This is a genomic window from Marinobacter sp. X15-166B (assembly GCF_001752365.1).
GTDB lineage: Bacteria > Pseudomonadota > Gammaproteobacteria > Pseudomonadales > Oleiphilaceae > Marinobacter.
This window is the reverse complement of record NZ_MEIY01000001.1, coordinates 2,138,433-2,164,273: the sequence shown is the minus strand read 5'-3', so window position 1 is coordinate 2,164,273 and position 25,841 is coordinate 2,138,433. Positions and strand designations below refer to the sequence as shown.

General features: G+C 60.1%; 22 protein-coding genes and 1 tRNA gene. 4 read left to right on the top strand and 19 right to left on the bottom strand.

The window, feature by feature from the left end; all coding sequences use genetic code 11:
• Positions 1–66: 66 nt before the first annotated feature.
• The gene (gene lipA, locus BG841_RS10150; protein WP_070057550.1) at positions 67–1,104 is read left to right on the top strand and encodes a lipoyl synthase; all 1,038 of its coding nucleotides are present in this window, start codon (positions 67–69) and stop codon (positions 1,102–1,104) included.
• 82 nt (positions 1,105–1,186) lie between these two features.
• On the opposite strand, the gene BG841_RS10145 is transcribed toward lipA, so the two are convergent.
• Positions 1,187–1,618 (bottom strand): Spy/CpxP family protein refolding chaperone, encoded by a 432-nt coding sequence (locus BG841_RS10145; protein ID WP_070057549.1) that lies wholly within the window; start codon positions 1,616–1,618, stop codon positions 1,187–1,189.
• 216 nt (positions 1,619–1,834) lie between these two features.
• On the opposite strand from BG841_RS10145, the gene ylqF reads away from it, so the two are divergent.
• Positions 1,835–2,743, top strand: coding sequence for a ribosome biogenesis GTPase YlqF (gene ylqF / locus BG841_RS10140; RefSeq protein ID WP_070057548.1), 909 nt, complete (start codon positions 1,835–1,837; stop codon positions 2,741–2,743).
• A gap of 21 nt (positions 2,744–2,764) precedes the next feature.
• Here the strand turns inward: ylqF and BG841_RS10135 are convergent, their stop codons facing one another.
• Positions 2,765–3,265 (bottom strand): DUF962 domain-containing protein, encoded by a 501-nt coding sequence (locus tag BG841_RS10135; protein ID WP_070057547.1) that lies wholly within the window; start codon positions 3,263–3,265, stop codon positions 2,765–2,767.
• Between the two features lie 151 nt (positions 3,266–3,416).
• Between BG841_RS10135 and fabB the strand changes: the two genes are divergently transcribed.
• Complete coding sequence (gene fabB / locus BG841_RS10130; RefSeq protein ID WP_070057546.1) at positions 3,417–4,628, top strand: beta-ketoacyl-ACP synthase I; 1,212 nt, start codon at positions 3,417–3,419, stop codon at positions 4,626–4,628.
• Between the two features lie 41 nt (positions 4,629–4,669).
• On the opposite strand, the gene BG841_RS10125 is transcribed toward fabB, so the two are convergent.
• The 9 genes from BG841_RS10125 to rnr form a co-directional block, all read right to left on the bottom strand.
• A complete protein-coding gene (locus BG841_RS10125; protein ID WP_070057545.1) occupies positions 4,670–5,524 on the bottom strand; it encodes a sugar nucleotide-binding protein in 855 nt (284 codons plus the stop codon).
• A gap of 40 nt (positions 5,525–5,564) precedes the next feature.
• The gene (gene alr, locus BG841_RS10120; protein ID WP_070057544.1) at positions 5,565–6,662 is read right to left on the bottom strand and encodes an alanine racemase; all 1,098 of its coding nucleotides are present in this window, start codon (positions 6,660–6,662) and stop codon (positions 5,565–5,567) included.
• The gene (gene dnaB, locus BG841_RS10115; RefSeq protein ID WP_070057543.1) at positions 6,662–8,059 is read right to left on the bottom strand and encodes a replicative DNA helicase; all 1,398 of its coding nucleotides are present in this window, start codon (positions 8,057–8,059) and stop codon (positions 6,662–6,664) included. Before dnaB ends, alr begins: the two co-directional genes overlap by 1 nt.
• A 143-nt stretch (positions 8,060–8,202) precedes the next feature.
• Entirely contained in the window at positions 8,203–8,649 is a 447-nt protein-coding gene (gene rplI, locus BG841_RS10110; RefSeq protein WP_070057542.1) for a 50S ribosomal protein L9, read from the bottom strand.
• A 20-nt stretch (positions 8,650–8,669) separates the two neighbouring features.
• Positions 8,670–9,536: a DUF2232 domain-containing protein gene (locus BG841_RS10105; RefSeq protein WP_070057541.1), complete on the bottom strand. Its 867-nt coding sequence runs from the start codon at positions 9,534–9,536 to the stop codon at positions 8,670–8,672.
• Between the two features lie 31 nt (positions 9,537–9,567).
• The gene (gene rpsR, locus BG841_RS10100) at positions 9,568–9,798 is read right to left on the bottom strand and encodes a 30S ribosomal protein S18 (protein ID WP_007348899.1); all 231 of its coding nucleotides are present in this window, start codon (positions 9,796–9,798) and stop codon (positions 9,568–9,570) included.
• Positions 9,799–9,827: 29 nt separating this feature from the next.
• Positions 9,828–10,265 carry a 30S ribosomal protein S6 gene (gene rpsF / locus BG841_RS10095; protein WP_070057540.1) on the bottom strand — a complete coding sequence of 146 codons (438 nt, stop codon included), beginning with the start codon at positions 10,263–10,265 and terminating at the stop codon, positions 9,828–9,830.
• A gap of 167 nt (positions 10,266–10,432) precedes the next feature.
• Positions 10,433–11,170 carry a 23S rRNA (guanosine(2251)-2'-O)-methyltransferase RlmB gene (gene rlmB, locus BG841_RS10090; RefSeq protein ID WP_070057539.1) on the bottom strand — a complete coding sequence of 246 codons (738 nt, stop codon included), beginning with the start codon at positions 11,168–11,170 and terminating at the stop codon, positions 10,433–10,435.
• Between the two features lie 3 nt (positions 11,171–11,173).
• A complete protein-coding gene (rnr, locus tag BG841_RS10085) occupies positions 11,174–13,717 on the bottom strand; it encodes a ribonuclease R (protein WP_070057538.1) in 2,544 nt (847 codons plus the stop codon).
• Between the two features lie 263 nt (positions 13,718–13,980).
• Between rnr and BG841_RS10080 the strand changes: the two genes are divergently transcribed.
• Positions 13,981–14,067 (top strand) — tRNA-Leu (locus tag BG841_RS10080).
• A 228-nt stretch (positions 14,068–14,295) separates the two neighbouring features.
• On the opposite strand, the gene BG841_RS10075 is transcribed toward BG841_RS10080, so the two are convergent.
• From BG841_RS10075 to BG841_RS10040, 8 genes are all read right to left on the bottom strand, one after another.
• Positions 14,296–14,607, bottom strand: coding sequence for a carboxymuconolactone decarboxylase family protein (locus BG841_RS10075; protein WP_070057537.1), 312 nt, complete (start codon positions 14,605–14,607; stop codon positions 14,296–14,298).
• Between the two features lie 274 nt (positions 14,608–14,881).
• The gene (locus BG841_RS10070; protein ID WP_070057536.1) at positions 14,882–15,700 is read right to left on the bottom strand and encodes a hypothetical protein; all 819 of its coding nucleotides are present in this window, start codon (positions 15,698–15,700) and stop codon (positions 14,882–14,884) included.
• 65 nt (positions 15,701–15,765) lie between these two features.
• Positions 15,766–17,163: a DUF6519 domain-containing protein gene (locus tag BG841_RS10065; protein ID WP_070057535.1), complete on the bottom strand. Its 1,398-nt coding sequence runs from the start codon at positions 17,161–17,163 to the stop codon at positions 15,766–15,768.
• A gap of 9 nt (positions 17,164–17,172) precedes the next feature.
• Complete coding sequence (locus BG841_RS10060) at positions 17,173–19,470, bottom strand: hypothetical protein (RefSeq protein WP_070057534.1); 2,298 nt, start codon at positions 19,468–19,470, stop codon at positions 17,173–17,175.
• A gap of 7 nt (positions 19,471–19,477) precedes the next feature.
• Complete coding sequence (locus BG841_RS10055; protein WP_070057533.1) at positions 19,478–22,573, bottom strand: putative baseplate assembly protein; 3,096 nt, start codon at positions 22,571–22,573, stop codon at positions 19,478–19,480.
• The gene (locus BG841_RS10050; RefSeq protein ID WP_070057532.1) at positions 22,570–25,146 is read right to left on the bottom strand and encodes a putative baseplate assembly protein; all 2,577 of its coding nucleotides are present in this window, start codon (positions 25,144–25,146) and stop codon (positions 22,570–22,572) included. Before BG841_RS10050 ends, BG841_RS10055 begins: the two co-directional genes overlap by 4 nt.
• Entirely contained in the window at positions 25,143–25,505 is a 363-nt protein-coding gene (locus BG841_RS10045; protein WP_070057531.1) for a GPW/gp25 family protein, read from the bottom strand. The genes BG841_RS10050 and BG841_RS10045 overlap by 4 nt, the downstream gene beginning before the upstream one ends.
• A 7-nt stretch (positions 25,506–25,512) precedes the next feature.
• Complete coding sequence (locus BG841_RS10040; RefSeq protein WP_070057530.1) at positions 25,513–25,836, bottom strand: hypothetical protein; 324 nt, start codon at positions 25,834–25,836, stop codon at positions 25,513–25,515.
• Between the last annotated feature and the right edge of the window lie 5 nt (positions 25,837–25,841).

The following is a 25,841-nucleotide window of genomic DNA, read 5'->3' as shown; positions in this document are numbered from 1 at the left end:
TCAGAGCATTACCCTTTAACCTTGCCCGATGTACTATACCCAGCCATCAACAAGAGTCCGGTTGTCATGAGTGACGGCGCCAAAGCCCGCATTGCCAGTGGTTCCAAGTTCCGCAACGAGCACGGTTTTTCAGCCATCAAGGATGGCATCAAAAAAAACAGTCACGCGGACACCCCGGTCGATCGCAAGCCCAAGTGGCTGCGCGCGCGCATGCCCGGCGGCAAGCGGTTTGAGGCCGTGCGCGAGAATGTGCAGCAGCACCGGCTCAGCACCGTGTGCCAGGAATCCCACTGCCCCAACATCGGCGAGTGCTGGAATAACGGCACCGCGACCATCATGGTCATGGGCTCGGTGTGCACCCGCGCGTGCAAATTCTGCGCCGTGGATACCGGCAACCCCAATGGCTGGCTGGATCGGGACGAGCCCGAAAACACGGCCAAATCGGTGGAGCTGATGGGCCTGCGCTACATAGTGCTGACCTCGGTCGATCGGGATGACTTGCCCGACGGCGGGGCCGCCCATTACGCCGCCTGTGTCGCCGCCATTAAACGGCGCACTCCGGAGGTGGCGGTGGAAGCACTGACGCCGGATTTCGACGCGGTGATGACGGACGTTGAAAAAGTGGTGGATTCCGGCCTCGATGTATTTGCCCAGAATATCGAAACCGTGGAGCGCCTCACCCATTACGTGCGCGATCCCCGCGCTGGCTACGAAAAAACCCTGAGCGTGCTGGCCCATGCCAAAGCCCACCGCCCGGAGGTGCTGACCAAAACCAGCCTGATGCTCGGACTCGGTGAAACCGATGAAGAAATTCTGGCCACCATGGACGACCTGCGCCGTATCGGGGTGGATATACTGACCCTCGGCCAGTACCTGCGCCCCACCCCCAACCACCTGCCGGTAGAACGCTACGTAACCCCGGAAGAGTTCAATCGCTACCGTGATCTGGGACTGGCAAAAGGCTTTATGGAAGTGCCCTCCGGCCCCATGGTGCGCTCCAGCTACCGCGCCGACCGGGTGTTCGAGAAGAACAACCTCGGCCTGTCCGTGCCGGAAGTGCCCACCAGCAACGCCGTCCAGATCCCGGTCAAGGTACTGGACTGAGCACAGCGCCAATTAGCAATACCGCCTGACTGACCCCGGGCGGTATTGTTTTATCCGGCTCTGGTGTCGGCGCAGAGCCTGCTTATTGCGACATCATTTCACGCTGCTGTTGCATTTTGCGCTGCCTTGCCTGCATCTGCTCAGCCAGGGTTGCACGCTGTTCGGCGGTGAACACACTGTCCACTTTCGCCTGCATCAGCGTGGACAGGGCGGAGATCTCACCGGTCAGGTCGCCCAGTTTTTCCGCATCGGCCCGGATCGCACGTTCGTTATATTGGGGTTTGATCTGGCTGAGCAGGTCTTGCTGCAGTTGCCGCACCTGGTCCTGCAGCTGGTGAATCTCGTGCTGCATGTCAGTCACGATGGCGCGAATATCCTGTTGCTGGTGATCATTCAGGCCGACCAGTTCAGCCAGTCGGTCGATCTGATCCTGCTGACGGGGCGACTCAGCCAACGCTGGCGTCAGCATTCCCATTGTTATCAAGGTGACCAGTACTGTGGCGACGAACTTCATAGCGGCTCTCCTGCTGGGATTGGCGGATGGGTTTCTCGATGCCGGTGATCACCCTAAACCAATCGGAAAACGCCAGCACCCCGTAATGATTACGTTTTAACCATTTTCCCGGGACGACCGCCCCGCCCCCGCGCCAGTCGCGGCGCGCATGAAATGTGAAAGTTTGGTCATTCCCCTTCATAATGTCGCCTTCCACGCATTACCGGAGGTTCAAGCATGGCAATTAACTGGTTTCCCGGCCACATGCACAAGGCCCGCAAAGAGATCAAAAAAATAATGCCGCAGATGGACCTCATCATTGAGGTGGTCGACGCCCGTCTGCCGTTCAGCAGTGAAAATCCGCTGGTGCCGTCCCTCCGGGGGGACACACCGGTGATCAAAGTGCTCAACAAACGGGATCTGGCCGACCCCGAGACGACGGCCCGCTGGGTGCACTATTTTGAGCAGGAACGGGGGGTGCGGCCAGTCACCCTGACCCACAACCAGCGCAGTGAAGCGCTGGACATTCTGCGGCTGGCCACCGAGATGTGTGCCGAACACGACCGGGGCTTGCGGGCGCTGCGGGTCATGATTCTGGGAATCCCCAACGTGGGCAAGTCAACGCTGATCAACACCCTGGCGGGACGGGTTATCGCCAAGACCGGCAACGAACCCGCGGTCACCCGCAGCCAGCAGGTGATCAAACTGCCCCACAACGTGCTGCTTTACGATACGCCGGGGTTTCTGTGGCCCAAGCTGGCACCGGAAGCCTGCGGTTACCGGTTGGCAGTCAGCGGTGCCATACGGAGCGCGGTCATCGAATACGAGGATGTCGCCTTGTTCGCCGCCGACTACCTGCTGGCGGCCTATCCGGCACAGGTGTGTGAGCGCTATGGGCTGACCGACCGGCCCAAGGATGGCCTGGCACTGATGGATGCCATCGCGGCCCGCCGCCGCTTCTTCGCCCGGGGTGGCGTACCGGATTTGCACAAGGTAGCGGAGGTTTTGCTGAATGAGTTGCGTTCGGGACAACTGGGGGCGATCTCCCTGGAAACTCCGGAGATGGTCGCGCAGGAAGCCAGCGAACATGCCGCTCAGCAGGAGCGGGAGGCGGCCAAAAAAGCCGACCGGAAACAGGACCGCTAGGCGCCCCGGCGCCAGTGACCGCTAATCGCTGATGCGGGGATTCCGGCCTGCCGGGAGCCCCAGCTTGCGGGCCAGCTCGAGACTGACAAAGATGGGGCCGATCAGCAAGAACACCAGATCTTCAACAAAGGAGGGTTTCTTGCCTTCCACTTTATGGCCGTATACCTGCAATGCCCAGGCGACCAGCCAGATCGCGATACTGATCCACAGCAAGGAACCGCCGGCCTTCTGCACCGCAACGATGGCCCCCACCGATACCGCGAACCACCCCATCATAAGCACCAGCACCCCCGGGGACAGTTTGAGGTACACCAGCCCGGCAAGCGCCCCTGCGAGGGTCGCCCCATTCGCCCAGTAGGCCCAGGCACCGCTGAATCCCAGCCAGGCGCCAACCGGAAGGAGCCACAGCAACCCCAGGGTGGACACAAAGATGGCGGGCACACACAGGATGTGTATCCACTGATTGAGCGGATGTTGGTGACTGCTGCCGTAATCCGCCAGAAAACGCGACAACGAACGCACGGATTTTCTCCTTTTATCGTCCCTTATGCCCCAACCCCGTACAAAGGTCAAATGTCACTGCGGCGCAAAACGTCGTACACTGGAATCTGTCATTAAGTCAGCTGCCCGCCTGTGTCCACCCGGGTGCGGGGCAGGCATCAAGGAGATAAATATGAAACGGGTCGTGGTCACCGGAATGGGGGTTATCTCCTGCCTGGGCAACTCCGTCGAAGCCGTCACCGCCAGTTTGAAAGAGGGCAAGTCCGGCATTCGTTTTAACGAGATTTACAAGGACAAAGGCTTCCGCAGCCAGGTGGCCGGTTCTGTAGATGTAGACACCAGCGTAATTGAACGCAAGGTGCGCCGGTTCATGGGTCAGTCAGCCATGTACAGCTATCTGGCGATGCAGCAGGCGGTGGAGTCGGCGCAACTGACGGACGAACTGGTGTCCAGTGACCGCACCGGACTGATTGCCGGCTCCGGCGGTGCCTCGAGCGCCAGCCAGGCCGAAGCCATGGATCTGATGCGCGAGCGAGGCGTCAAGCGTATTGGCCCGTACATGGTGCCCCGTATCATGACCAGCACGGTGTCCGCCTGTCTGGCCACGGCGTTTAAAATTCGCGGCGTAAACTACTCCATGTCGTCCGCCTGCGCTACCAGCGCTCACTGCATCGGTCACGCCATGGAACAAATCCAGTCGGGCAAGCAGGACATAGTGTTTGCCGGCGGCGGCGAAGAGGAAGACTGGAGCCTGACCATGTTGTTTGACGCCATGGGTGCGTTGTCGACCAAATACAACGACGCTCCGGCAACCGCGTCACGACCGTTCAACAGCACTCGGGATGGTTTTGTTATTGCCGGTGGCGGCGGCATGCTGGTTCTGGAAGAACTGGAGCACGCCCGCAAGCGCGGCGCGCCGATCATTGCCGAGATCACCGGCTACGGTGCCACCTCGGACGGCTACGACATGGTGGCCCCGTCCGGCGAGGGCGCGCTGCGCTGCATGCAGCAGGCCCTGGCGACCACCCGGGGGCCGGTCGACTATATCAACGCCCACGGTACCAGCACCCCCGTCGGCGATGTCACCGAAATGAAGGCCGTCCGCAAGGCCTTTGGTGATGCCATCCCGGCGATTTCCTCGACAAAAGCCCTGTCCGGGCACTCTCTCGGTGCCGCCGGGGTCCACGAGGCCATCTATTCGTTGCTGATGCTGCAGCATGACTTTATCGCCGGCACGATCAATCTCGACAATGTCGATGAAGAAATTGCCGACATGCCTATCGTGGGTCCGGCAAGCCGGTCACAGCAGCTCAACACGGTAATGTCCAACAGCTTCGGCTTTGGTGGCACCAACGCGTCGCTGGTTTTTGAACGGCTGGAATAAGCACGCCGCCCGTCTGCGACCGGACGGGCGCCCTACTCCCGCTAACGCGGATGTTTCGCCGTGATCAGGGCGAGTTCATCCGCCAGCGCGGTTCGCCACGGCATCTGCTTGACGCCAAAGGTATTGCGTATTTTGGTGCACCCCAGCGTGGCGTTCTGCAACTCCAGGCTGGCCCAGGCCGGCGCCTCATCAACCACCCGCACCGTTTTGGGCATTTCCGGCATCGCCAGAATGGCCAAACCCAGCTCGTACTGGGAAATCTCCTCGGCCCCGGCATACTGATAGGTCCCCCACACCTCGGCACCACACCCAAGCTGCTGCACAATCGCCACAATGACCCGGGCCAGATCCCGGTGGGCCACAGGCTGCCCCAGGTTACGGCTCGACAGCTCAACCACGGTATTGCTCCCGGCGCTCAGCTGCAACTTGCGGAGAAAACGACCCAGGCCCCAGCCGGTGCGCAGCAAGATATGGCGCGGCACCAGAGCACGCACCGCCTGCTCACACTCCCACTGCCAATTGCCAAGCTGACCGAAGGGCTGCCCCGGGTTCGAGGCGAGATAAGCGCTCTGTTTACGGCCGTCAAACACATAACTGGAGGACAATTGCAGCAACGCCATGCCCCGTTCCCGGGCGTGCTCGGCAAACGCCACCGGCAGGGTAAAGGCGGCGTGGCGAATGCCTTCCGGGTCGGCCTCCGCCTCCTCCGGGTCCGTCAGCCAGAGGGCATTCACGATCAGATCGGTATCTTCCGGAACCCAGTCGGCCAGCGCCGAAAAATCGGCCTGGGCCGGTTCACTGATCAATAACGACCGGACCTGAACGGAGGCTTTCCTGAGTTGTTCCAGCAGAACCCGACCTAAGGGACCATAATCATGGGCGACAAGAACGTTCACAAGCTATCGGTTGCTCCATGTGATTATATTGAAGTGAAATTCAATCGGTGCCGGCCGGATGTTCGGCGGTGCTATACACCCTGGGAACCCGCCTGGTCAGCCCGGTGAGCAGCTCGTACCCGATGGTGCCGGCGTGTTTGGCGACCTCGTCCACACTGACCTGCTTGCCCCAGAGTTCGACTGTGTCACCGGGGGCCGGTTGCGGCACGCCGGTCAGATCGACCGCCAGCATGTCCATCGACACCCGACCAATCAGGGTCACTCGATGCCCGTTCACACTGGCAGGGGTGCCGGTACCGGCGTGACGCGGGTAGCCATCACCATACCCTGCGGCAACGATCCCCATGGTCACCTGACCGGGTGCGCGCCAGGTTTCCCCGTAACCCACCGGCTCACCCGGTTTTAACGTGCGCACTGCGATCAAGCGGGATTCAAAACTCATGGCGGGTTTCAACCCCAGTGACTGCGCACTCCGGTCAACAAACGGCGATGCCCCGTACAGCATGATGCCCGGCCGCGTCCAGTCGAACAAGGGCTGGCCGGCGCGGAAATGCGCCGCAGAGTTGGCCACACTGCGCAACTTGTCCGGCCAGGGCCGCACGGCCTCGACGAAGCAACGGGTCTGCGCCTCGGTTTTGTTGCTGCCGGCTTGATCCGCACTGGCAAAATGGCTCATGAACCCGCGCACCGACACCCCGCCTGTCTGCAAGCGCTGCACCAGCGCCGGCAACTCCTCCGGGCGAAACCCCAAGCGGTTCATTCCGGTGTTCACTTTGATCCATACCTGCGGCCGGGTCTGTTCAGCAAGCAGCCAGTCGGCCTGATACCCGCTGTGCAACACCGGTTCGAAGCCTTGGCGACCGCACAGCGCCATATCAGCGGCTTCATGCACGCCCTGCAGCAACACCACGGGGTGGACCGAGCCAGCGGCGCGGATCGCCAGCGCCTCTTCCAGACACGCCACTGCAAAACAGCCGACGTCCGCTTCCAGGGCCGCCGCCACCGCCCCGATGCCGTGCCCGTAACCGTTGGCCTTGACCACCGCCATGGCACGGGCGCTACCCGCCTGCGCGGCGGCTATCCGGTAGTTGTGGACAATCGCGCCCAGATCCACTCTGGCAAAAGTGGGCCGTGGCATCAGTACTCGTCCTCATAGTCCCCGTGGGCCAGATCCTCGAACTTGGTGAACTTGCCGACAAACGCCAGGCGCACGGTGCCGATGGGACCGTTACGCTGTTTGCCGATGATGATTTCCGCGATGCCCTTGTCCGGCGTGTCTTCGTTGTACACCTCGTCGCGGTATACAAACATGATCACGTCCGCATCCTGCTCAATCGCCCCGGATTCCCGCAAATCCGAGTTGACCGGGCGCTTGTTGGGGCGCTGCTCCAGACTGCGGTTCAGCTGGGACAGGGCAACCACCGGGCAGTTGAGCTCTTTCGCCAGGCCTTTGAGCGACCTGGAAATCTCAGAGATCTCAGCGGTCCGCCCCTCGTTCATACCCGGGACCCGCATCAGCTGCAGGTAGTCCACCATGATCAGACTCAGTTTACCGCCGTTCTCACGGGCTACCCGCCGCGCCCGGGACCGCATTTCCGTGGGACTCAGCCCCGCGCTGTCATCAATATACAGCGGTTTGTCCTTCAACAGAGACACCGCCGAGGTTAACCGCGGCCAATCGTCTTCTTCGAGACGGCCACTGCGCATGCGCGTCTGGTCGATGCGCCCCAGCGACGACAGCATCCGCATGACGATCGAGTCTGCGGGCATCTCCATACTGAACACCAGTATTGGTTCGCCGGAGCTCAGCAGGGCGTTCTCGACAATGTTCATCGCCAGCGTGGTCTTACCCATGGAGGGGCGCCCGGCGAGGATGATTAAATCCGCAGGCTGCATACCCGAAGTGCGCTCATCCAGATCATTGAAGCCGGTGGTCAACCCGGTGATGGCATCGCCCGATTCAAACAGCTCTTCGATCCGGCTCAGCGCCTGGGTCAGAATCGGGTTGATTGCTTGTGGCCCACTGCCCTGCTGGGTGCGCGACTCGGCGATGTTGAACACGTTGCGCTCGGCCTCGTCGAGAATCTCATCGCTGCTGCGGCCCTGGGGATTGAATGCGGCTTCCGCAATACCGCCGGACACGCTGATCAGCTGTCGCAGCACCGACCGCTCTCGAACAATCGCAGCGTAGGCACCAATGTTGGCTGCGCCGGGGGTTTTCTCGGCCAGCTCCGCCAGATAGCTCAGCCCTCCGGCGTCTTCGATGTCCCCGGCCCGCTCCAGGTATTCGGCCAGGGTGACCACATCCAGGGGCTCACTCTCACTGGCCAGACGCTCCGCCGCCCCGAATATCAACTGGTGATCCTGGCGGTAAAAGTCGTCGGCGGAAATCACCTCCGACACTTCGTCGAAACGACGGTTGTCCAGCATCAGCCCACCCAGAACAGCCTGCTCGGCTTCCAGTGAATGGGGCGGAATTTTTACCCGGCTGGTTTCGAGATCGGTCGATGTGGGTTTGAGATTAAAATTGGCCATGCAAGCGTCTTCGTTCAGGTCGTACGATGGTGTTCAGAAGTATTCAAGCATATCAGAAAGCAACGAGCCCGGAAGCCGCTTTCGCGGTCCGGGCTCGCTTTACTGCCAGAGCATTGCCGGGCTAACACCGGCGCTGCCACTGCTTACTCGGCGACGATCGTCAGTGTCACGTTGACCGTCACGTCAGAGTGCAGCTGAAGCTCAATCTCGTACTCGCCAACCGAACGCAGCGGGCCTTCGGGGAGACGAACTTCGTGCCGTTCCAGCTCGGTACCGGCAGCGGTCACCGCCTCAGCAATGTCACGCACACCGATCGAGCCGAACAGGCGGCCTTCTTCACCGGCTTTGGACGTGATCGTGAACGATGCACCTTCCAGAGCTTCGGCACGTGCCTGGGCGGAAGCCAGCTTGTCGGCGGCCGCTTTTTCCAACTCCGCGCGACGCTCTTCAAACGCCTGCAGGTTTTCTTTGGTTGCTGCAACAGCTTTGCCGTAGGGCAGCAGGTAGTTCCGGCCGTAACCGGACTTTACATTGACCTTGTCGCCCAGAGAGCCAAGGTTCACAACTTTTTCGAGCAGAATAACTTCCATCTCGTTAACCTCTTCGTGCTTTATTCAGCTGAATCCCCAGGCTTCATACGCCCACGAATGTTAAGCCAGCTATCCACATACGCCAGAACCAACAACAGAAACATAAGACTTGGGCCCAGCAGCAGCAATGCGATGTAAAACAACACCAGCCATTGCACGCCCATGTTTTTACGACCAATCACACCATGCACCAGAGCAACAGCCGCTACCAGCAAAGGCAGCCCTCCGGCCCAGACCAACAACACCGGGCTCAACCCCAGATAGGGTCCCACCAACGTGGTCGCCACACACAAGGTGGCAATCGGCACGGACAACCGGAGCGCATGAAACTCTCTCCGGAATCCGCCGGGGTTATCGATCCCGGCCTGCCAGGACCGGGCCAGCATGGTCATCGCCATTCCCGTCACCAGGAAGGAGCCAGCCATGGTGGCCTCCATGGTTTGCCGGATCACTACCTCCAGCGAGCTGCCCATACTGCGGGCCAGGTCGGCGTTGTATTGTTCGTAAAACTGCACCCCTGCATTCACCAGTTGATCCAGCAATCCGGGGTACAACGCAGGCAGCATGAATCCCGCCACTATGGCCAGAACACTCCCGCTGACGAGAGTTTTCTCCCAGGAGGATGTTGTTCTGAGCACCGCCGCCATCACCATGGTCATCAGCAGCACCGCCAGCGCGGTGGGGTCTTGCCCGACCCACGCCCAGCCGATGGCCGGCAGCAGTGCCCACAGGCCGATATTCAGCCCTTGCCTGATCCCCAAGCGGAGGATCACCAGACCGGTCACTGCGGCGCCAATCCAGAACAGCAGCGGTAGCGCTATCGAAGCCGCCGCGACCCCGCCTGCCTGCAGGGGACCGCGCATTACAAACCGGGCAAGTGCACGCATGGTCCCAAATCCTATCGTTTTATTCTGTTACTCAGTTATCGTGGCTGTCCGAGTACGGCAGCAGTGCCAGGAAACGCGCGCGTTTGATCGCGGTTGCCAACTGACGCTGATAACGTGCTTTGGTGCCGGTAATGCGGCTAGGCACGATTTTACCTGTTTCGGTTACATAACCTTTCAGGGTGTCCAGATCTTTGTAATCGATCTCTTTCACACCTTCTGCCGTGAACCGGCAGAACTTACGACGTCTGAAAAAACGAGCCATAAACTAACTCCTCACTTCCGGTAATGGTTTTACTCTTGTTCGCCCTGACTGTCGTCAGCCTGACTGGCTTCCCCGGCAGGACGGGGGCTGTCAGATTCTGCTGAACGACGCGGACGATCATCTCCGCCGGAACGACGGTCCTCACGGGACTCCGCGGCTTTCATTGGAGACAGATCGGTAACGGCTTCATCACGACGGAGAATCAGGTCGCGGATGATGGCATCGTTAAAGCGGAAGTTGTGGGTCAGCTCGTCCATGGCGGCTTGTGAACACTCAACGTTCATCAGCACGTAGTGAGCCTTGTGAATCTTGTTGATCGGGTATGCCAGATGACGACGGCCCCAATCTTCCAAGCGGTGTACCTGACCGCCATCTTCAGTGATGACTCCGGTATAACGCTCGATCATCGCGGGCACCTGCTCGCTCTGATCCGGGTGTACCATAAATACGATTTCGTAGTGACGCATGAGTTCTCCCTACGGTTTAAACAGCTTTCAACCGGCCCTCGGCCCGTTAAAAGCAAGGAGTAGGCAACCGGAGCTGCCAGCTTTTGCTGCGTTCCTGGGTAAAACAGAACACAATACCATACCACCCCTAAAAAAAGGGGTGGCACATTCTATGTAGTTGCCTGCGGCTATGCAAGTCTTTGTCGCAAGGCTTCGTAAAGACACACCCCGGTGGCCACGGACACATTGAGGCTGTCGACATGCCCCTGCATGGGGATATTGATCAACGTATCGCAATGATCCCGGGTTAACCGGCGCATGCCTTTGCCCTCGGCCCCCATCACCAGCCCGACCGGGCCGGTAAAATCGGCCTGATACAGAGTGGCACCGGCCTCCCCGGCAGTGCCGATCAGCCAGACGCCGTGATCCTGCAAGGCACGCATGGTGCGCGCCAGATTGGTCACCCGCACCAGGGGAACGGTTTCTGCCGCGCCACAGGCCACCTTGCGCACGGTCGGCGACAACGAAGCCGACTTGTCTTTTGGCACGATAACCGCCTGAATACCGGTGGCATCGGCGGTACGCAAACACGCCCCCAGATTGTGGGGGTCGGTGACGCCATCCAGAATCAGCAGAAACGGCGGCTGGCCGGATTTCTCCAGCATTGCCATCAAGTCGCCTTCCAGCCACTCCCGGCTTTCGCCAACCTGCGCAACAACGCCCTGATGCACCCCCCCCACACGCCGGTCGAGCTCGCGGCGATGCACCTCCTGCCAGGGCACACCCAAACTGTCGAGCTCATCGGTTATCGTTTTCACCCGCCGGTCCTGCCGACCGGTCTGTATCCACACTTGCTGCAAACGCGCCGGTTCTTGCTTGAGAACCGCTTCTACCGCATGCCAACCAAAAATAAACTCGTCACTCACGGGTTACTTTCCTGATTTGCGTGATTTGGCCGGCGCCTTGCGTTTGCCGCCCTTGTCGGCGGCGGCTTTGGCGGCGTCTTTAACCAGCTTCTCCTTCGCGGACTTGGGCGCCTTCGCCTTGCCTGCCGCCTTGCTCTTCACCGGCCGTTTGATTTTGGCCTTGCCCTTTCCTTTCGGACCGGAACTTTTTTTGGAATCCTCACCACGGCGCTTGCGGTTTACACTCAGGGCATCGCGGTCGGCTTTGCGGCGTCGCGGCGTACTCAACAGCTCCAGGTCGATTTTCCGGTCTTCCAGCCCCACACGCGCCACCTGCACCCGCACCTCATCCCCCAAACGGAAGCTGATAGCAGTCCGCTCACCAATCAGCCGGTGCTTGGCGGCGTCGTGCTGGAAGTAATCCCCGCTCAGGGTGGACACATGCACCAGGCCTTCAATGTAGATATCGCTCAGCTCGACAAAGAAACCAAACGGTACCACCGCCGAAATCACCCCGTCGAATTCTTGCCCGACGTGGTCGCTGAGGTACTCACACTTGAGCCAGGCCATCACATCACGGGTGGCATCATCGGCGCGACGCTCGGTCATCGACACATGCTCGCCCATTTGCTCCATGCGCGCATAGTCATAAGGGTACCTGGCCAGCTCCGGGTCCTTGTGTTTCGGCTGCACCACGCCGGCCCCGCGGCCGCCGCCCTGAAAGGCGGACCTGACGGACTTGACCGCGCGATTGACCACCGAACCACTGTCACCGTGAATGATCGACTTGATCGCCCGATGCACAATCAGATCCGGATAACGCCGGATGGGGGAAGTAAAGTGGGCGTAACTGGGGAAGCCCAGACCGAAGTGGCCCCCCTCCTCCGGGCTGTAGACCGCCTGACTCAGCGAACGCAACATCACGGTCTGGATCACCTGGGCGTCCGGACGATCCCCGATCTGCTGCAACAGCGCCTGATAATCCGCCGAACTGGGCTTGTCACCGCCCCCCAACTGCAACCCCAGTTCTCCGAGGAACAACCGTACCGACCCCAGCCGCTCTTCCGACGGTCCGTCGTGCACCCGGTACAGGGCGGGCACCTTGTATTTCTTGAGGAACCGGGCGGCCGCCACGTTGGCGCACAGCATGCATTCCTCGATAATCTTGTGGGCGTCGTTGCGGTGCACCGGCACAATTTCTTCGATCTTGCGGGCCACGTCGAAAATGATACGGGTCTCCGTCGTTTCGAAATCGATGGCGCCACGCTCCATGCGCGCCCCGCGCAAAGCCTTGTACAGGTCGTACAGGTCATGGAGGTGGGGCAACACGTGGGCGTACTGTTCACTGTACCGGTAGCCCGGCTCGGTATCCGGGTGCTCCAGCATGGCACTGACCTTGTTGTAGGTCAGCCGGGCATGGCTGTGGATCACCGCCTGATAGAAGGTGTACCCGGTCAGTTTGCCTGCGGCGCTGACCGACATATCCGCGACCATGCACAGACGGTCCACTTCCGGGTTCAGCGAGCACAGACCGTTAGACAGCTTTTCCGGCAGCATGGGCACCACGTGGTCGGGAAAATACACCGAGTTGCCACGGGCGTAGGCCTCTTCATCCAGAGGTGTGCCCGCCCGGACGTAGTGGGACACGTCGGCAATGGCCACGACGAGCCGGAACCCGCCACGGGGCTTGCGCTCACAATAGACCGCATCGTCGAAATCCCGGGCATCTTCGCCATCGATAGTAACCAGCGGCATGCTGCGCAAATCCACCCGGTCCTGCAAATCGGCGTCGCTGACCGAATCGGGAATCGCCGCGGTTTGCTCGCCCACCGCCTGGGACCAGCTATGGGGTATATCGTAGGAGCGGATCGCCACATCGATTTCCATGCCCGGCGCCATATGCTCCCCCAACACCTCGGCAATGCGCCCGGTGGGTTTCGAGCGTCTGGTCGGTTGCCGCACCACATCGGCCACCACATACTGGCCATGCAGCCCACCGCCACACAACTCCTCCGGGATCATCACCTCGTGGTTGATGCGGGCGTTCTCGGGCACCACATAGGAAATACCGCTTTCACGAAACAGCCGACCGACAATCTGCTGGGTATTGTGCTCCAGCACCTCGACAATCACGCCCTCGCGACGGCCACGATCATCCACACTGTCGACCCGTGCCGCCACCCGGTCGCCGTGAAACACCTGCCTCATCTGCCGGGCGCTGAGGAACAGATCGCTGCCCTCGCCCTCCACTGCCAGAAACCCGAAACCGTCCCGGTGCCCAATGACCCGTCCGGTCACCAGATCCGCTTCTTCCAGCGGCAGATACCCCCCGCGACGGTTACAGATCAGCTGACCGTCGCGGCACATCGCGATCAACCGCCGCCGCAATGCCTCGATACCGGCCTCGTCGGTCAGTCCCAGCTCACCGCATAACGTTTCATGAGTGGCCGGCGAGCCGCGTTGGCGCAGGTGCTCAATAATGAATTCGCGACTCTGGATGGGGTTGTCGTAGTTACTGGCCTCACGCTTGGCGTAAGGATCTTGGGATACTTTTTTTCTGGAAGTCATTAGGAACCTTGTCCTGACACCACCCTTATCAAGCGTGGGTGGCCTATGTATATGTAACCCGGAGTATAACGCCCGAAACCATCCCTGCCTAACCGACAGCGGCAGAATTTTGAAACTAGTTTAAAAAAGTATTTGACAGCCCCAGAGTGAGCCAGTAAAGTACGCGCCATCAACCAAGCAGACACATACTTGGTTTAGCAGATTAGTCCAGATATCAACGAAGTAAAGCTTCCGGATATCCACTGGACAGCTGCGAATCACCTGCCGAGGTGGTGAAATTGGTAGACACGCTAGCTTCAGGTGCTAGTGGGGGCAACCCCGTGGAGGTTCAAGTCCTCTCCTCGGCACCATTACTTCCCTCAAGTAATGGTCGAATCAATACCTTACAAGCTTCGCTAATGGTCTTAACAGCCCGGTGTTTGGGTTAGAAACGCCCGACTTTATTCCGCCTGGCCCGCTGATTCCTGCCCTCGGTTTCAAGCAAACTCTGCGCGTTTCTCCCGCATGGCCCAACAGCTCCTGCTCGTTAAGGGCACCTCCCTGTCAGCGATAGTCGCTCATGCCTGCTGGATAACCGTTTACTTGTCCTCGCCGTCGAGGGCATCCAATGCCAGGTGCGAATGCGCTACAGCACCGCCGGCGCGCATTTCCGCCGCCACCCAGATGGCTTCCATGATCTCAGCCTCCGTGGCACCCGCCCGTTTCGCCAAGGGCGCATGACCCTGAATGCAATACGGGCACTGGGTAACGTGCGCCACCGCCACTGCGATCAACTGCTTGGTTTTGACATCCAGCGCGCCCTCTGCGAACACTGCTTTGCTGAACTGTTTCCAGCTGGCGTCAATATCCGGGGCCAGTTCCTTTCGCCGTTGTCCAGCACTTTGAGCCATGACGATCTCCTGTTGTCATTACCCTGTTTCGTTGATGCTTGCTCTACCTATAGTCCATAAACGCAGCCCCGTGAACTGGTCAGGCATTCGCGCGTGGACCTATGACACCTCCAAGCGGATTAACTGCAAAGGATACTGTGTCCGGCGGGATCGTCACCACGGTCGTCGGCGTTTTCCGCGTAACGGCGCTCCGTTAAGTGAGGGTGTGCAACCCCCCTGCGCACACCACGACAAGGTTTTATTACCCTGCCAGAGCCGCCCGCTCACGGGATCCTTACGGCCCGGCGGGGCTTGCATCGGTACCCTCCAGCCGCCTGACCACCTCAAGAATCATACTGGCGGTCAGCTGGGAGCGCTCTATGGTACCGATGAAGACGCCTTCGCTGTTAATACAAGGCAGACTGTCCACCTTGAGCTTGTCCATCTGCTCCAGCACTTCCCACTTGCTCCTGGACCAGGCCACGGCCTGATCCGCGCCAACAAAGCCGGGCAGATTAACCAGTGACTGCTGCGCTTGGGTGTCGGCCTCATTCAGCCAACTGGCAAATTGCTCATAGGCACGAGACCCTTGGCTTCGAAAATACACATTCAAATCCAGCACGTTATAGATACCAAACAGTGTACTGTCGCTGTTTTTGATGATCAGATATTGGAGGTAGGAACTGGCGTATAGCGCGTCAAAGTATTGTTCAATAGCGGGACCGTAATAACCGCCATGCCCCAAACGGAAGGCTAGCGCTTCCGTTTTGTTTTCGATCAGCCGGGGGATGTCGCCGACACCGCGCTTGGACGCCACCTCAAGCATATTGACAACGTCTTCCACCCCCGGAGAGCTTTTGCTGGCAATCTGGCTTTCGATGGTCTTCTCGGCGGCATCCGCAAACAGCTCGGAGAGGTCGGCCCTGATGCCAAAGGCATCGAACACCGTCAGCTTGCCGCTCACCAGCAGCACTAACAACAGGGGCAAAACAATCAGGACCAGATCAATAACTTTGAGTTCGTATTTTTCCCCATATCGAGTTCGAAGAAAGACCGCAAACACCAACAGGCCCAGCCCTGCCAGCAGTAACAAAATGACGTGCATCCTGTCCATTCTCTCGTCTCCTTGACTACCGAGGCGCTACCCCGGTCGAGCATTTCGCGAGACCTTTCAACCGACTAAACCTTCCACATCTTGATAAATTTACGCCGGAGATCTTCGACGTCGTCAACATCGCCATTGGAGACCTTGATTCGCGCGAGGGGCGCGTAGTGATGATCGACCCCTTGGGGTGGCAAGGCTTTTGGGTCGTCCACCGGCCCGGGCCACTCCACATCCCCGGTCGCCGTGCGCGCCGGGATCAGCCAGTAATCACCGGTCCGATACACGTATGCGGGCTCGTTGTTCTCCGCTGCACCCGCGGGAAACTGTATTTCCACGCCGTCCTCAAGGGCAATCCAAGCGGTGTCCTCCGCGCCTGCCTTAACGGGTACGCCGTCTGCGTCACCCTCGGTCTGGTCCCAGCGGCGCAGATACGGATGTTTGCCCGGATCCGTGGCCACCGGTGATTGCGGCGCGCCCGTCAGGATCACCTGGGAGTTCGCGGTGTCAACTTCCTTGATTTGCAACAACGGCGCTGCCTGGTTTTGCAGAATGTAATCGTCGTCGACCAGTTCCACCCAGTCGTTCGGTTGCAACCCAAAGCGGCAGTCACGGCCCAGATGTTCGAGGGTCATCACCTCGCCACCGCTGAATTCGGTTATCGGGAAAATAACCGCGCCGTTCTCACGGGACCACTTGAAGCTGGGGCCGTTTGCGTCTTCACTGCTGTGGTGTATTTCGACCCGGTAGAGTTGATTCTCGGCACCGCGATAACTCGCTTCCGGAGCGGTCAGACACGGGTCGTTGTTGTCCTCCGGACTCGTCCTGGCCCGAGCCTTTAGCCGTCCCGTGCCGGGTTTGATGTCGTCGGCCAATAGCATCAGAAAGTCGTCGTAGGGCGTTTGTTTTTCTATTTCCACTTCCGCCCTGACTTTAACCTGCCATACCACCTGTGCCCGGGCGGCGGTGTCTGGCCCGCCCAGGGCCTTTTCGCGCATGTAATCGTCTTCGACGTAACTCAGGTGACGTTCCCAGACATCGAGGTAGACCAGATGGCCACCATCGGGCAGTCCTGTTTCTTTCTCTTCGGCGGTGAGCGGATTATCCGGTTGCTCGCTGTAAAGCAGGCCGTCACCGGATGCATCCTCCTGGCGATCATTCTGGCAAAGAACGCCGCCGACATAATAATGGCCCTGATGAATGCGAAACGACTTTCCATCCGCGGATATTTTGAAGCCCTCCCCGGTGGCACCGTCGTTTTGTCGAGGCGCCCCGTGGGGCCCGACCAGATCGGCGGTCAGGGTCCGTAAATAATGGGTGATGATGGACACCTGCTCGTTCCAGTCCGAGTCCATTTGCACCCGCCCCTGCTGCATCAATACCCGGCTGAACTGCCGGGAGGGATCGAAGGTATCCCGGGTAAAATCCCCCCTGAACTGGCCACGTGCACCTTTGGTGAAGTCGTCGTCGTGCATGTCATCCTCCTAGCTCGATACGATGATGCCAACGTCCATTCGAGCGGGTAAGTATTCGTCCAGGCGAACGGTTAAATTAGCCATTCGTTGCGGTTGATACAGGTTGTGAAACACCCCCATTTCGGACTCATCATCGGCGCCGGCTTTGATCTCCTGTGCACAGCACCCGGATAACTGGCAGTAGGCGGGGGTGCCATAGCGCACGCTGTTGAACTGCGGGCGAACACGCAAGCGTTCTATGAGCTGTTTCGCCTGCAGAGTTGCGGTATCGAGACCGGGGTCCTTTTCTTGTACGGTCTGTTCGACGAGGTCCGGTTGGCAGCGATAGCGGCGTGGGGTGCGGGAACCCGGTGTTACATAGCTAAAGCGCAAACACCCTTGCTGCCGCCGGGCAACGGTGACGCGACCCTCAAATATGCAGTTTTCACCCAGTTCCATGGCGTGGACCTGAAGCTGCCCGAACACGGTGCTGCGCACAATGTTCAGGCAGGCGTGGGCGACGGCGCAACCGGGCTCACCGATGGCTTCCCGCTGCGGATCGCTGGCATCCACAATGCTGTCGCTGATGCAGATCCGGATGGGGTCAAGACGGCCCCCCGGCACCTGCCCCTGGCATCGGGCCAGGGCCCGTTCATCGTCCGTCGCTGCCTGGTCGTCCAGCTCATCCGGCGTTTGCTCCGCGTCCTCCTCTGGCTCGGGAATCAGCGGGTTGATCTGAATGGACCCCAAAATGCTGTGCTCGATCCTGACGCAGACAGCAGGGCTGAAAATTTCCAGACTGGGTTCGGTGCCATGCACTGGCTCGCAGTCTTCGTCCAGCGTCCAGCCGGGAACCAGGGTGGTGTGGCGCAGCGTCAGCTCGCTCAAATCACCGGCTGCCTGCACCCCACGACCGGAAATCAGCAGGCCGTCCAGGGTGAAGTAACTGCCCGCCTCACCGGTGACCGCGAGTGCATCGGGCTGGTCAACTTGCCAGTCCAGCAAGCGGATCAGCGGCCGCTGACGGTTGGCGGCGCGCAATTGCAGGCTGGTGTGACCGGTTTTGAATTCGATACAGATGGGCTCAACGTAAACGCCGCTGTCGGTGATTTCGATGACGGCGTGCTCGGGACGCTGCTCGTCCCAGGCTTGCAGTGCGGCGTTAATAGTCGGGTAGGTTGCCCCTTTACCCACCGTATAAATCCCGGCTGCTCCGGGCTGTATCAGGGGGCGTTCGTACTCGCCACCGCCCAGATCCATGCTGAACCCGTAGTGATAACTGACCCACACGCCGTGCTTGGGGAAGTGGCGCACCGGGAAGGCAATGCGCCCCAGCCTGGGATCCACCGCCACCTTGCCGCGGCGCGGTGCGTAGCGCCAATCCGTCAGGTCTGCGGCGACTATTTGCTCCCCCGGTACCGGTTGCCTGATGATGTCGTTGCCGCGCTTTTTGCCGGTCCAGATCTGCAGGCTGTTGCCGGCGCCGTAGAGCCGGGGAAGGCTTCCCGCCGAAGCATCACCGGTTACGTCTGCCTGCAACCAACGGCGCCTGATGGGCACCGGTAAATTTATCTCTTCGGCTATATGAGTTGGGTCGGATTCCGCTTGCGCTCGGGTATAGAGGGGACTGTCATTGCCCAGCGCACTGAAGGTAAAGCAATGCTGGCCGCTGGATTCGTGCCGATACGCCGGCGTCCCGGTCACGCCATAGACTTTCAGTCGCCACACAAATACCGCCACACTCGCAATATTGTGCCGTCCGTGGGTATGCCGGGAGTTGATGCGACGCACATCGACGTTGTGGGCAAAGCTATCAAACGGGCTGCCCAGACCATCCAGCGCGGCGCCCTTACGGATATCCACGGTGCGCCCGCGCTCGAGCTGCAGGTGATTGAGGGCTTGCGTCCAGCCCAGCAGCGCATAAAACTCAACCGCCCGTGCCGGCCAACCGGCACTGTCCTGGCTTAACAGCTCCAGCAAGGCGAGTGCGCCCTTGCGCCGCCGGTAGCGAAGGGTATTGGCGACTTCGCGGCGCGGAATCAGAACATTGTTACGTTGCTGCCCCTGTGCGGTTTGAAGACTGGCAGGCTCCCCGGCTTCGTGCACGGGCTCGTAGCCCACCAGGTCACCGAGGTAGGGCACCACCCAATCTTCACAGGTTTCGATAAACCAGTTTTCATAGAGTTGCGCGATATCGTCTTCCACCAGATTGGCCTGTTCCGCGATCACCTTTAGCAGCGCCTTCAGCGGCTCGCCCTGCTCGGCATCGCGCATCCGATAGACCACCGGTAACAACTCATACAAACGATCTGCTCTGGTGTTGGTCATGACGACCTCACTCGATACGGTTGAGAATTAACGTTTCCGGGGCATCCGGCGCCAGGAAGGCCAGCTGGGCCGGCCGGATCATGCCCCCCGTCCGGGCCGCCAGATTCACTCTGACAACCTGTTGGGGGCGGTTGTGTTCCGCGCTCTCGCCGACCACCTGTTGCACGGTTTCAGCAATCTCGCGCGGGGTGAGCAAGCGACGCTCGAACCCCTGGCTGGCATCCCCTGGGGGCCGGTTCGCCTTCTCGGGAATGCCACCCAAGACGTCGACATCCACATAGGCCACACCGGGGACTGCCTGCATCACACTGATCACTTCACTGAGCAGCACCGCCTGGCCCAATGCCCGGCGCTCGAAACTGAAAGCGTCCAGCAAGGCCGTACGCACTGCGCTGACCACGGGCTCCCATTGATAGTCTGGCAGCAGACGAATTCGGGCACTGACAATCAGCAGCAACAATTCGCGGACCGCCAGCTCAATCGCCTGGTGCGGGTCGCCAAAGTCCTGCAGGGCCCGGCGCAGGTTCTGGAACAGATCCGAGTGCTCATCAATGGGAAGGTCGTCGGCACCGGCAATGGTCACGTGCACCAGCTGGCGGCGGCCGTCGCTGAGTTCGACGGCCCTCGCCTTGCCGACGCCGGCGAAAGTGCGGGAAAAATCCTGGTAGTCGCGCACCGAGACCAGCCGGTCCAGTGCCTGTATCGCCAGCGGTGCATTGCGGCGCGCCTGGTCGCGCCCTTCCCGGTTGGCGCCCCCGCTGGCCCGCAGCGGGTTGGTCACCGCTTTCACTCCCAGGGGTTTGGATTGCAACAGGGAAATCTGTTCCGCTTGTACATTACCCGGCCTGCCAATGCCCGAGCGGTAGTGCGCCTCGACGTTTTCGACCCCGCTGGGCAAGCGTGCACCTTTTTCGCCATTGCCGAACACCAGGGTGACTTTGTCGTCATCATCGGTCCGGGCGATGAAGGTGCGATCGGCAGGCTGGCGATCCGCCAGGGTGTCCACCTGGTGCCAGCGGAGTCCGTTAACGAATACTTCCAGGGTGCTGTCCACACCGGAGGGATTGGCGGCCGACACAAACGTCAGTGGTTTTTGCTTGAGCTCAAACGATTGCAGCGCCTTGCTGCCATCGCCGCTACCAAGCGTTTCCTGGCGGGTTTCGCCGTGAGTCGCTTTGGCCACATTACCGTGCAGGACAACGGTAGCGCGCCTGAAGCAATAAGCGAGGGGTTCCGCCAATTTGATGAAGGTATGGATTGTTTCACCGGATCGAGGCTCATCGCTGCCTGTGTCGGTGTCGATATGGGTGACCCCCTGAGTCACCGAGCCCAACATCGCCAGTTCGCTAAAACGAACCCCGCTCGTACCGGCCAGTTCGCGCTCACCGGACACAATGACCCAACGGCCGGAGTCCAGCCCTTCGTAAAAGCCATCCAGTTCGATCAGATCGTCCGTGCCACCGCATACCGGTGCGTCGATGGGTTCTTCGGCAAGCTCCAGCTGTTCACTGTGGCCGTGGAATGTGGCGGTGCGCAAGAGGGTGTTGGCCGCGTCGGCATCCCGCCAGGGCGCATCCAATTGCATGATGGTGGTTTTGATTCTTGCAGCCTCACCGACGGATACGCCCTGATTGGACGTCACCGTGACCGCAGGGCAGGTAGAAAAAAAGCTCAAATTTCCCGGTAACATTCCGCCTAGCGTTGCCGACGCCACGCGGGCAATCCTGACAACACGAACCTCGGTCCCCAGGTCAACAGCTGCCCAGGTGTCTTGTTTGAGTTCTTTATATTCAGTGTCCAACGCCAGCAATGTGGCTGGGTCAGCGTTGTCATCCAGTTCGATTGCCAGCGCACTGGGGTTCATAAACGCCGCGCCGAGCGTACCCAAAATGGACGATGACACACCACCTGCGTCCAGCCCTGCGGGTAAACAACAGGAGAGGTCCGGAGTATCCAGATTGTCAGGGCAGTGCGGCAGTGCCAGATGGTGGCCAAACAGGGGCGTTTTGATACGTAACGCATACACCTTCAGGTTGCTGCGTGCGGTCGCGGTGGCATTACCGAACGCAGCGGCCAGGGTCGACCTCAGCGCGGGTGTGATCGCCGCAGCCACCCCATACCCCGCATTGGCGCCTTTGCCAAATTGTTCACCGAGATCACGTTGCAGTTGTAAGCCGTTGCGCCGTTGGGTTGAAGGACGCTGTGTCAGGTCCTTGATTAACCGGGCATCATCCAGTGTTGCCGTGAGTGCCGACGACTCCAGCCGTTCGCCGGCAACGCCGCCCAGCGTTAAAGTCACCAGAGTGCGATCGGCCTCTGCATCCGGGTACACCGCAATGACCCGGCTGAATTCGGGGGCACCCTTGCCGTCACCAAAATCGATCAGCAACGGGTCGTTGGGTTTAAGATTGGTGGTGATGCCTTTTAAATAGAGCCTTGGCCCCTGGACGGTCGTTACCGTATCGCCCTCTTCGGCCTGGGGGTCGCCATCGCTTTGCGGTGCATTGAGAATGCTTGTACGGGTCTGCGGCTGGCTCAGCCGGGGCTGCAGATTATTCCAGGCCGCCCGTGCGCTTATAGCTTCGCTGGTCTCGAACAGTTGCGGCAATTCATCCGGCCCGGGAATACTCTGCGCCTTGCTGCCCCGTGGAATGGTGACTTCTGCTGCGGTATTTTCATCGATCGTGTAAGCCAGAAAGGCACTCGCGGATACACCCGGGCGCAAGGTGTAACCCACCAGATTGGCCAGTTCCAGTACCGACCGCCTTTCGGTGGCGGTGCGCAAGTAGCCCTCATTGGCGATGCGCTCCTGGTAAAAGGTGAGCACATCGGCAACGGTGGCCCACGCGTCCAGCAGCGCCAGCGATGCATCCCTCGCATCGCGGCTGGTCAGCCCGGCCAAGGCCGGGGAATCCGTGCCGGATAACCGTGCCGTCATGGTTTCCATAAAACTGGCGTGACGGCCAATACGATACGCCAGCGCGGTCAATCCCGGACGATTGTAGGTGGACAGCGGTGTGACAATTTCAATGCCTTCGCAGCACCCACAGGCCTCCGGGTCGGTGCGTTCGGGATGACAACAATCACGGCATCTTGTTTTCATCTTCCACCTCGCATATCCAGCGTGAGCAGCCCGTTTTCCGGAAAGCCGGGATCGTTATCCAGACGGGCGATCTCAACAGCTTCGAGGGCCAAGACGCCCTGCTCAATCTCATGATTGGCTGGCTCATGCAGCCGTTGCAGCCTGCGGATCTGGACACTCTCCACCCCCTCAACCCCTTGGGCCACCGCCACCAGTTTGCTTAAGTAAACGCCCTCGCCAAAGCTGAGATTATCGGGATGAAAAAAGCCCGGGCGACCATCGACCAGGGTGCGATTACTGAGCAGGTCCAGCAAGGTGGCTTTGACGTGACCGCGCAGATAGTTCGGCAACACGCATATCAGCATCTCAATATCCAGCGGCACCCGGCGGGCGGACTTGACCACCAGGTCATGGCCCATACGGCGGTAACGATGTAAACGTTTGCTTATCGCTGCAAGCAATTCAGCATCGGCTTGTTCCTGGCCATACGGATCGACCGCCACCAGCACTTCGTACCAGCTGCCGTTCCAGCGCAGTTTTGCTGCGGCGCGTTGCACCTGAGCGCTGAATTCACGCTCTACGAGAGCGACATAGTCGTCGGCGGTAATGGCCCGCTGCAGGTCTGTTCGAAACGCCCTCGGCGCAAACAGCTTCACCTCGGAGATGGGCTCGGGGGCGGTGCCGCCCTGTGCGGGCATCGGGTTGCGCAGGGTCAGGGTGACACCACTCAGCTGGCCATTGCGCAACACCAGATGACGGATGGTGCCCGCACCCACATTGCCCGCCAGGCCATTGCCCACGCGATAGTGACTGTGAAAGCTCAGACCCGCATCGGGCTGCTCGCCGCAGGTGTCATCGCCAAATCGCAGGTGCGCACGGCCGTGGTCATCCAGCTCGGTGACAAAGTGCTGGTCATCGGGGCCGCTGCCCAGCAGGTCAGATTGCGCTGTCCAGAAGGAAGGCTCGGCCTCAGCGCGGACAGAGGTGAGCGCAACCTGGGGTAACGCCTGGCGCACCTCCTGCTGCAAGATTTTCGAAGCCGGTGTATCTGGCGCCAACGGCTGGCTGAAGGTCAACGGTGCTGCGTCCAGCCGGGGGCGAAAGAGTCCGGGAATGAGCGTCTGGTCCGCCAGCACACCTTCAGATGTGCAGCATTCGAGCGCGTCCTTTACCGGCACCGTACCCAGGTCTTGCTCACGGCTATGGCCGTGGTCCACCAGAATAACATTGCCGCAGGCGATGCTGACCTCATCAATGACGGTGCACTCCGGCGGAGGGCCAAGCACCGAAAGACACAGCGGAAATGGCAAGGCATCGTCCCCGGCCCATTCAATGTGAACCACCGGCGTATTGTCATTAAGGGGGTCAACACCGGCCTCAACGGAGGTTAATCGTACCGCATGACGATGGCTGGGATTGGCATCGCCCGGATGCCCCGTTTCCGGGCCGATCACTTCTTCAAACAGCAGCACATCGCCCGTTTGCAGATGGAGCTGAGGTGTCGTGCTTTCAGCCGCTTCAACATCCGTGTCTGACGTCTTGTCCGGGTTGTTGTCCCACTCACAGTCAGGCGGTTGCGGCGGTGCTTGCGAAACCAGTTCGCCTTTCAGGGTGGCACGGGTGCTGCCTTTGGGCAGGCAACATTCCCTATCGCCCCAGCTATAGAAGGTTATCCGGCTGTTGTCCGGATAAAGTTGGATGGGTTGCTGTCCCATGGGCTCGAAGACTTCGTAGCTGCCGGCGTCCATCTGAGCCAGATCGGACTCAGGCAATACGCGGTCTGCAGCGGCGGCCCCCTCGTTGATGCCGGTGATGAAGTAAATCTGTTGTGGGTCGAGAGTCAATTTGCTGTCGGTGGCGACACACAGCCAAGCTCTGGCATTGCAGCCCTCATGCAGATGGTAGTCCACCAGGCGGGCGTGCCGGCGTACCGAAATGCGTTGGCGGGCCGTCGCCAGATAGGCTTCCGTGGCCACCGCGTCCTGATAATAACTGAGGTGATCGCCCACATAGGCCAGCACCTCGACCAGGGCGATGCCGATGTCGGGGACATGGCGTTCTTGCCAGTCCGGCATCACCAGTGCCAGGCGGTCCAGCATCAGCTGGCGAAAACTGCCGTAGTCCTTGGCCAGATAATTGATTTCCGGCTCCACCACGGGCTCCGGCGGGCAAACAAGCGGTTGCTTGCAGTCGAGATCACTGGGGCAATCGGTTTTGAAACTGAATTCAACGCGGTCATACCGTGGGTCAAAGGCGGAATGCGGCTGCCATTGCCCCTGCGCATCGCGCTCTGCTATTCGCAAGGTGTAGGTCGAGAAATCGCCCGTCTGATCAACGGTCACCTGCATAAAGTCATCGAGTTCAGCACTGTCAAAATGGTGCACTTTTACTTGCTCAACACCAATATCGCGAATGCGGCGTCCGCCCTCTATGAGCACCTGGGCCGGCTCAAGCTCAACGGGTGCCTTGCCCAGAAAATAAACCGTCAGGCGGCGTTGATCCGCCTCCACTTCGAGGTAGTCCAGTCCATTTAACTGCTGGTGCTGACGAACGCCTTCCCGACGTTGCTCGTTTTGACACAGGATGCGTTTCATTGCCCTGCCCCCTGAGTAAAGGTCGCGGTGCGCACTTCCCGGGTGCGCCGCACCAGATACCGGAGTTCCAGCCGCAGTACCGCGTCTGCGCTGGTCACCTCCAAGGCTTGCACTTCAACCAGATCACCCAGCCACTGCTGCAGGCCGGCCTGAACCGTAAATTGCAGCGTCGAAGCCAGCTCGGGACTGTTGGGCGCAAACATCAGTTGCAACAAACCGCTGCCAAAATCGGGGCGGTTAACCCGCTCGCCCGCATTGGTGAACAGAAACTGTTCGATCATGTCGCGGATATGATCGTTATCGTCGGTGGTCGCCGTGCGGCCACGGCGGTCGAAATGGAAGGGGAAGTCAATATTCATAAGCCCCTCACAACGCGCTCACGCGGGTTTGGCTGGCAGCGATCAGCAGCGGCGTACCGGTCGGAGCACAGATCGCCTGGCTGCTCTGCACCAGCAGCGGTTGACCATTGGACACTACCCGGGTGGTGCCGCTCAGCCATTGGGCGCTGATGCACGGCCCGTTGGCCGCCGTGGGTGGCGGCAAGGTGCACCCGGCCACCACATAAGGCACCGTCATCAATACCGTCGGCTGGCCGCTCACCGTCACCCGTGGATTGGGCGTGGTCGGTGTCGCCTGCCCCCCGTGGGCACACAACACCTGCGCCCCTGCGTGCAGTAAAAATCCGGGCATAGTGC

Coding starts and splice junctions, on each gene's coding strand:
- BG841_RS10060 (WP_070057534.1), bottom strand. CDS start 19,470: ATGACCAACACCAGAGCAGATCGTTTGTATGAGTTGTTACCGGTGGTC.
- lipA (WP_070057550.1), top strand. CDS start 67: ATGAGTGACGGCGCCAAAGCCCGCATTGCCAGTGGTTCCAAGTTCCGC.
- BG841_RS10065 (WP_070057535.1), bottom strand. CDS start 17,163: ATGCACGACGACGACTTCACCAAAGGTGCACGTGGCCAGTTCAGGGGG.
- BG841_RS10040 (WP_070057530.1), bottom strand. CDS start 25,836: ATGCCCGGATTTTTACTGCACGCAGGGGCGCAGGTGTTGTGTGCCCAC.
- fabB (WP_070057546.1), top strand. CDS start 3,417: ATGAAACGGGTCGTGGTCACCGGAATGGGGGTTATCTCCTGCCTGGGC.
- alr (WP_070057544.1), bottom strand. CDS start 6,662: ATGCCACGGCCCACTTTTGCCAGAGTGGATCTGGGCGCGATTGTCCAC.
- rnr (WP_070057538.1), bottom strand. CDS start 13,717: ATGACTTCCAGAAAAAAAGTATCCCAAGATCCTTACGCCAAGCGTGAG.
- dnaB (WP_070057543.1), bottom strand. CDS start 8,059: ATGGCCAATTTTAATCTCAAACCCACATCGACCGATCTCGAAACCAGC.
- BG841_RS10070 (WP_070057536.1), bottom strand. CDS start 15,700: ATGGACAGGATGCACGTCATTTTGTTACTGCTGGCAGGGCTGGGCCTG.
- BG841_RS10145 (WP_070057549.1), bottom strand. CDS start 1,618: ATGAAGTTCGTCGCCACAGTACTGGTCACCTTGATAACAATGGGAATG.
- ylqF (WP_070057548.1), top strand. CDS start 1,835: ATGGCAATTAACTGGTTTCCCGGCCACATGCACAAGGCCCGCAAAGAG.
- rplI (WP_070057542.1), bottom strand. CDS start 8,649: ATGGAAGTTATTCTGCTCGAAAAAGTTGTGAACCTTGGCTCTCTGGGC.
- rpsR (WP_007348899.1), bottom strand. CDS start 9,798: ATGGCTCGTTTTTTCAGACGTCGTAAGTTCTGCCGGTTCACGGCAGAA.
- BG841_RS10075 (WP_070057537.1), bottom strand. CDS start 14,607: ATGGCTCAAAGTGCTGGACAACGGCGAAAGGAACTGGCCCCGGATATT.
- BG841_RS10045 (WP_070057531.1), bottom strand. CDS start 25,505: ATGAATATTGACTTCCCCTTCCATTTCGACCGCCGTGGCCGCACGGCG.
- BG841_RS10055 (WP_070057533.1), bottom strand. CDS start 22,573: ATGAAAACAAGATGCCGTGATTGTTGTCATCCCGAACGCACCGACCCG.
- BG841_RS10105 (WP_070057541.1), bottom strand. CDS start 9,536: ATGCGTGCACTTGCCCGGTTTGTAATGCGCGGTCCCCTGCAGGCAGGC.
- rpsF (WP_070057540.1), bottom strand. CDS start 10,265: ATGCGTCACTACGAAATCGTATTTATGGTACACCCGGATCAGAGCGAG.
- BG841_RS10050 (WP_070057532.1), bottom strand. CDS start 25,146: ATGAAACGCATCCTGTGTCAAAACGAGCAACGTCGGGAAGGCGTTCGT.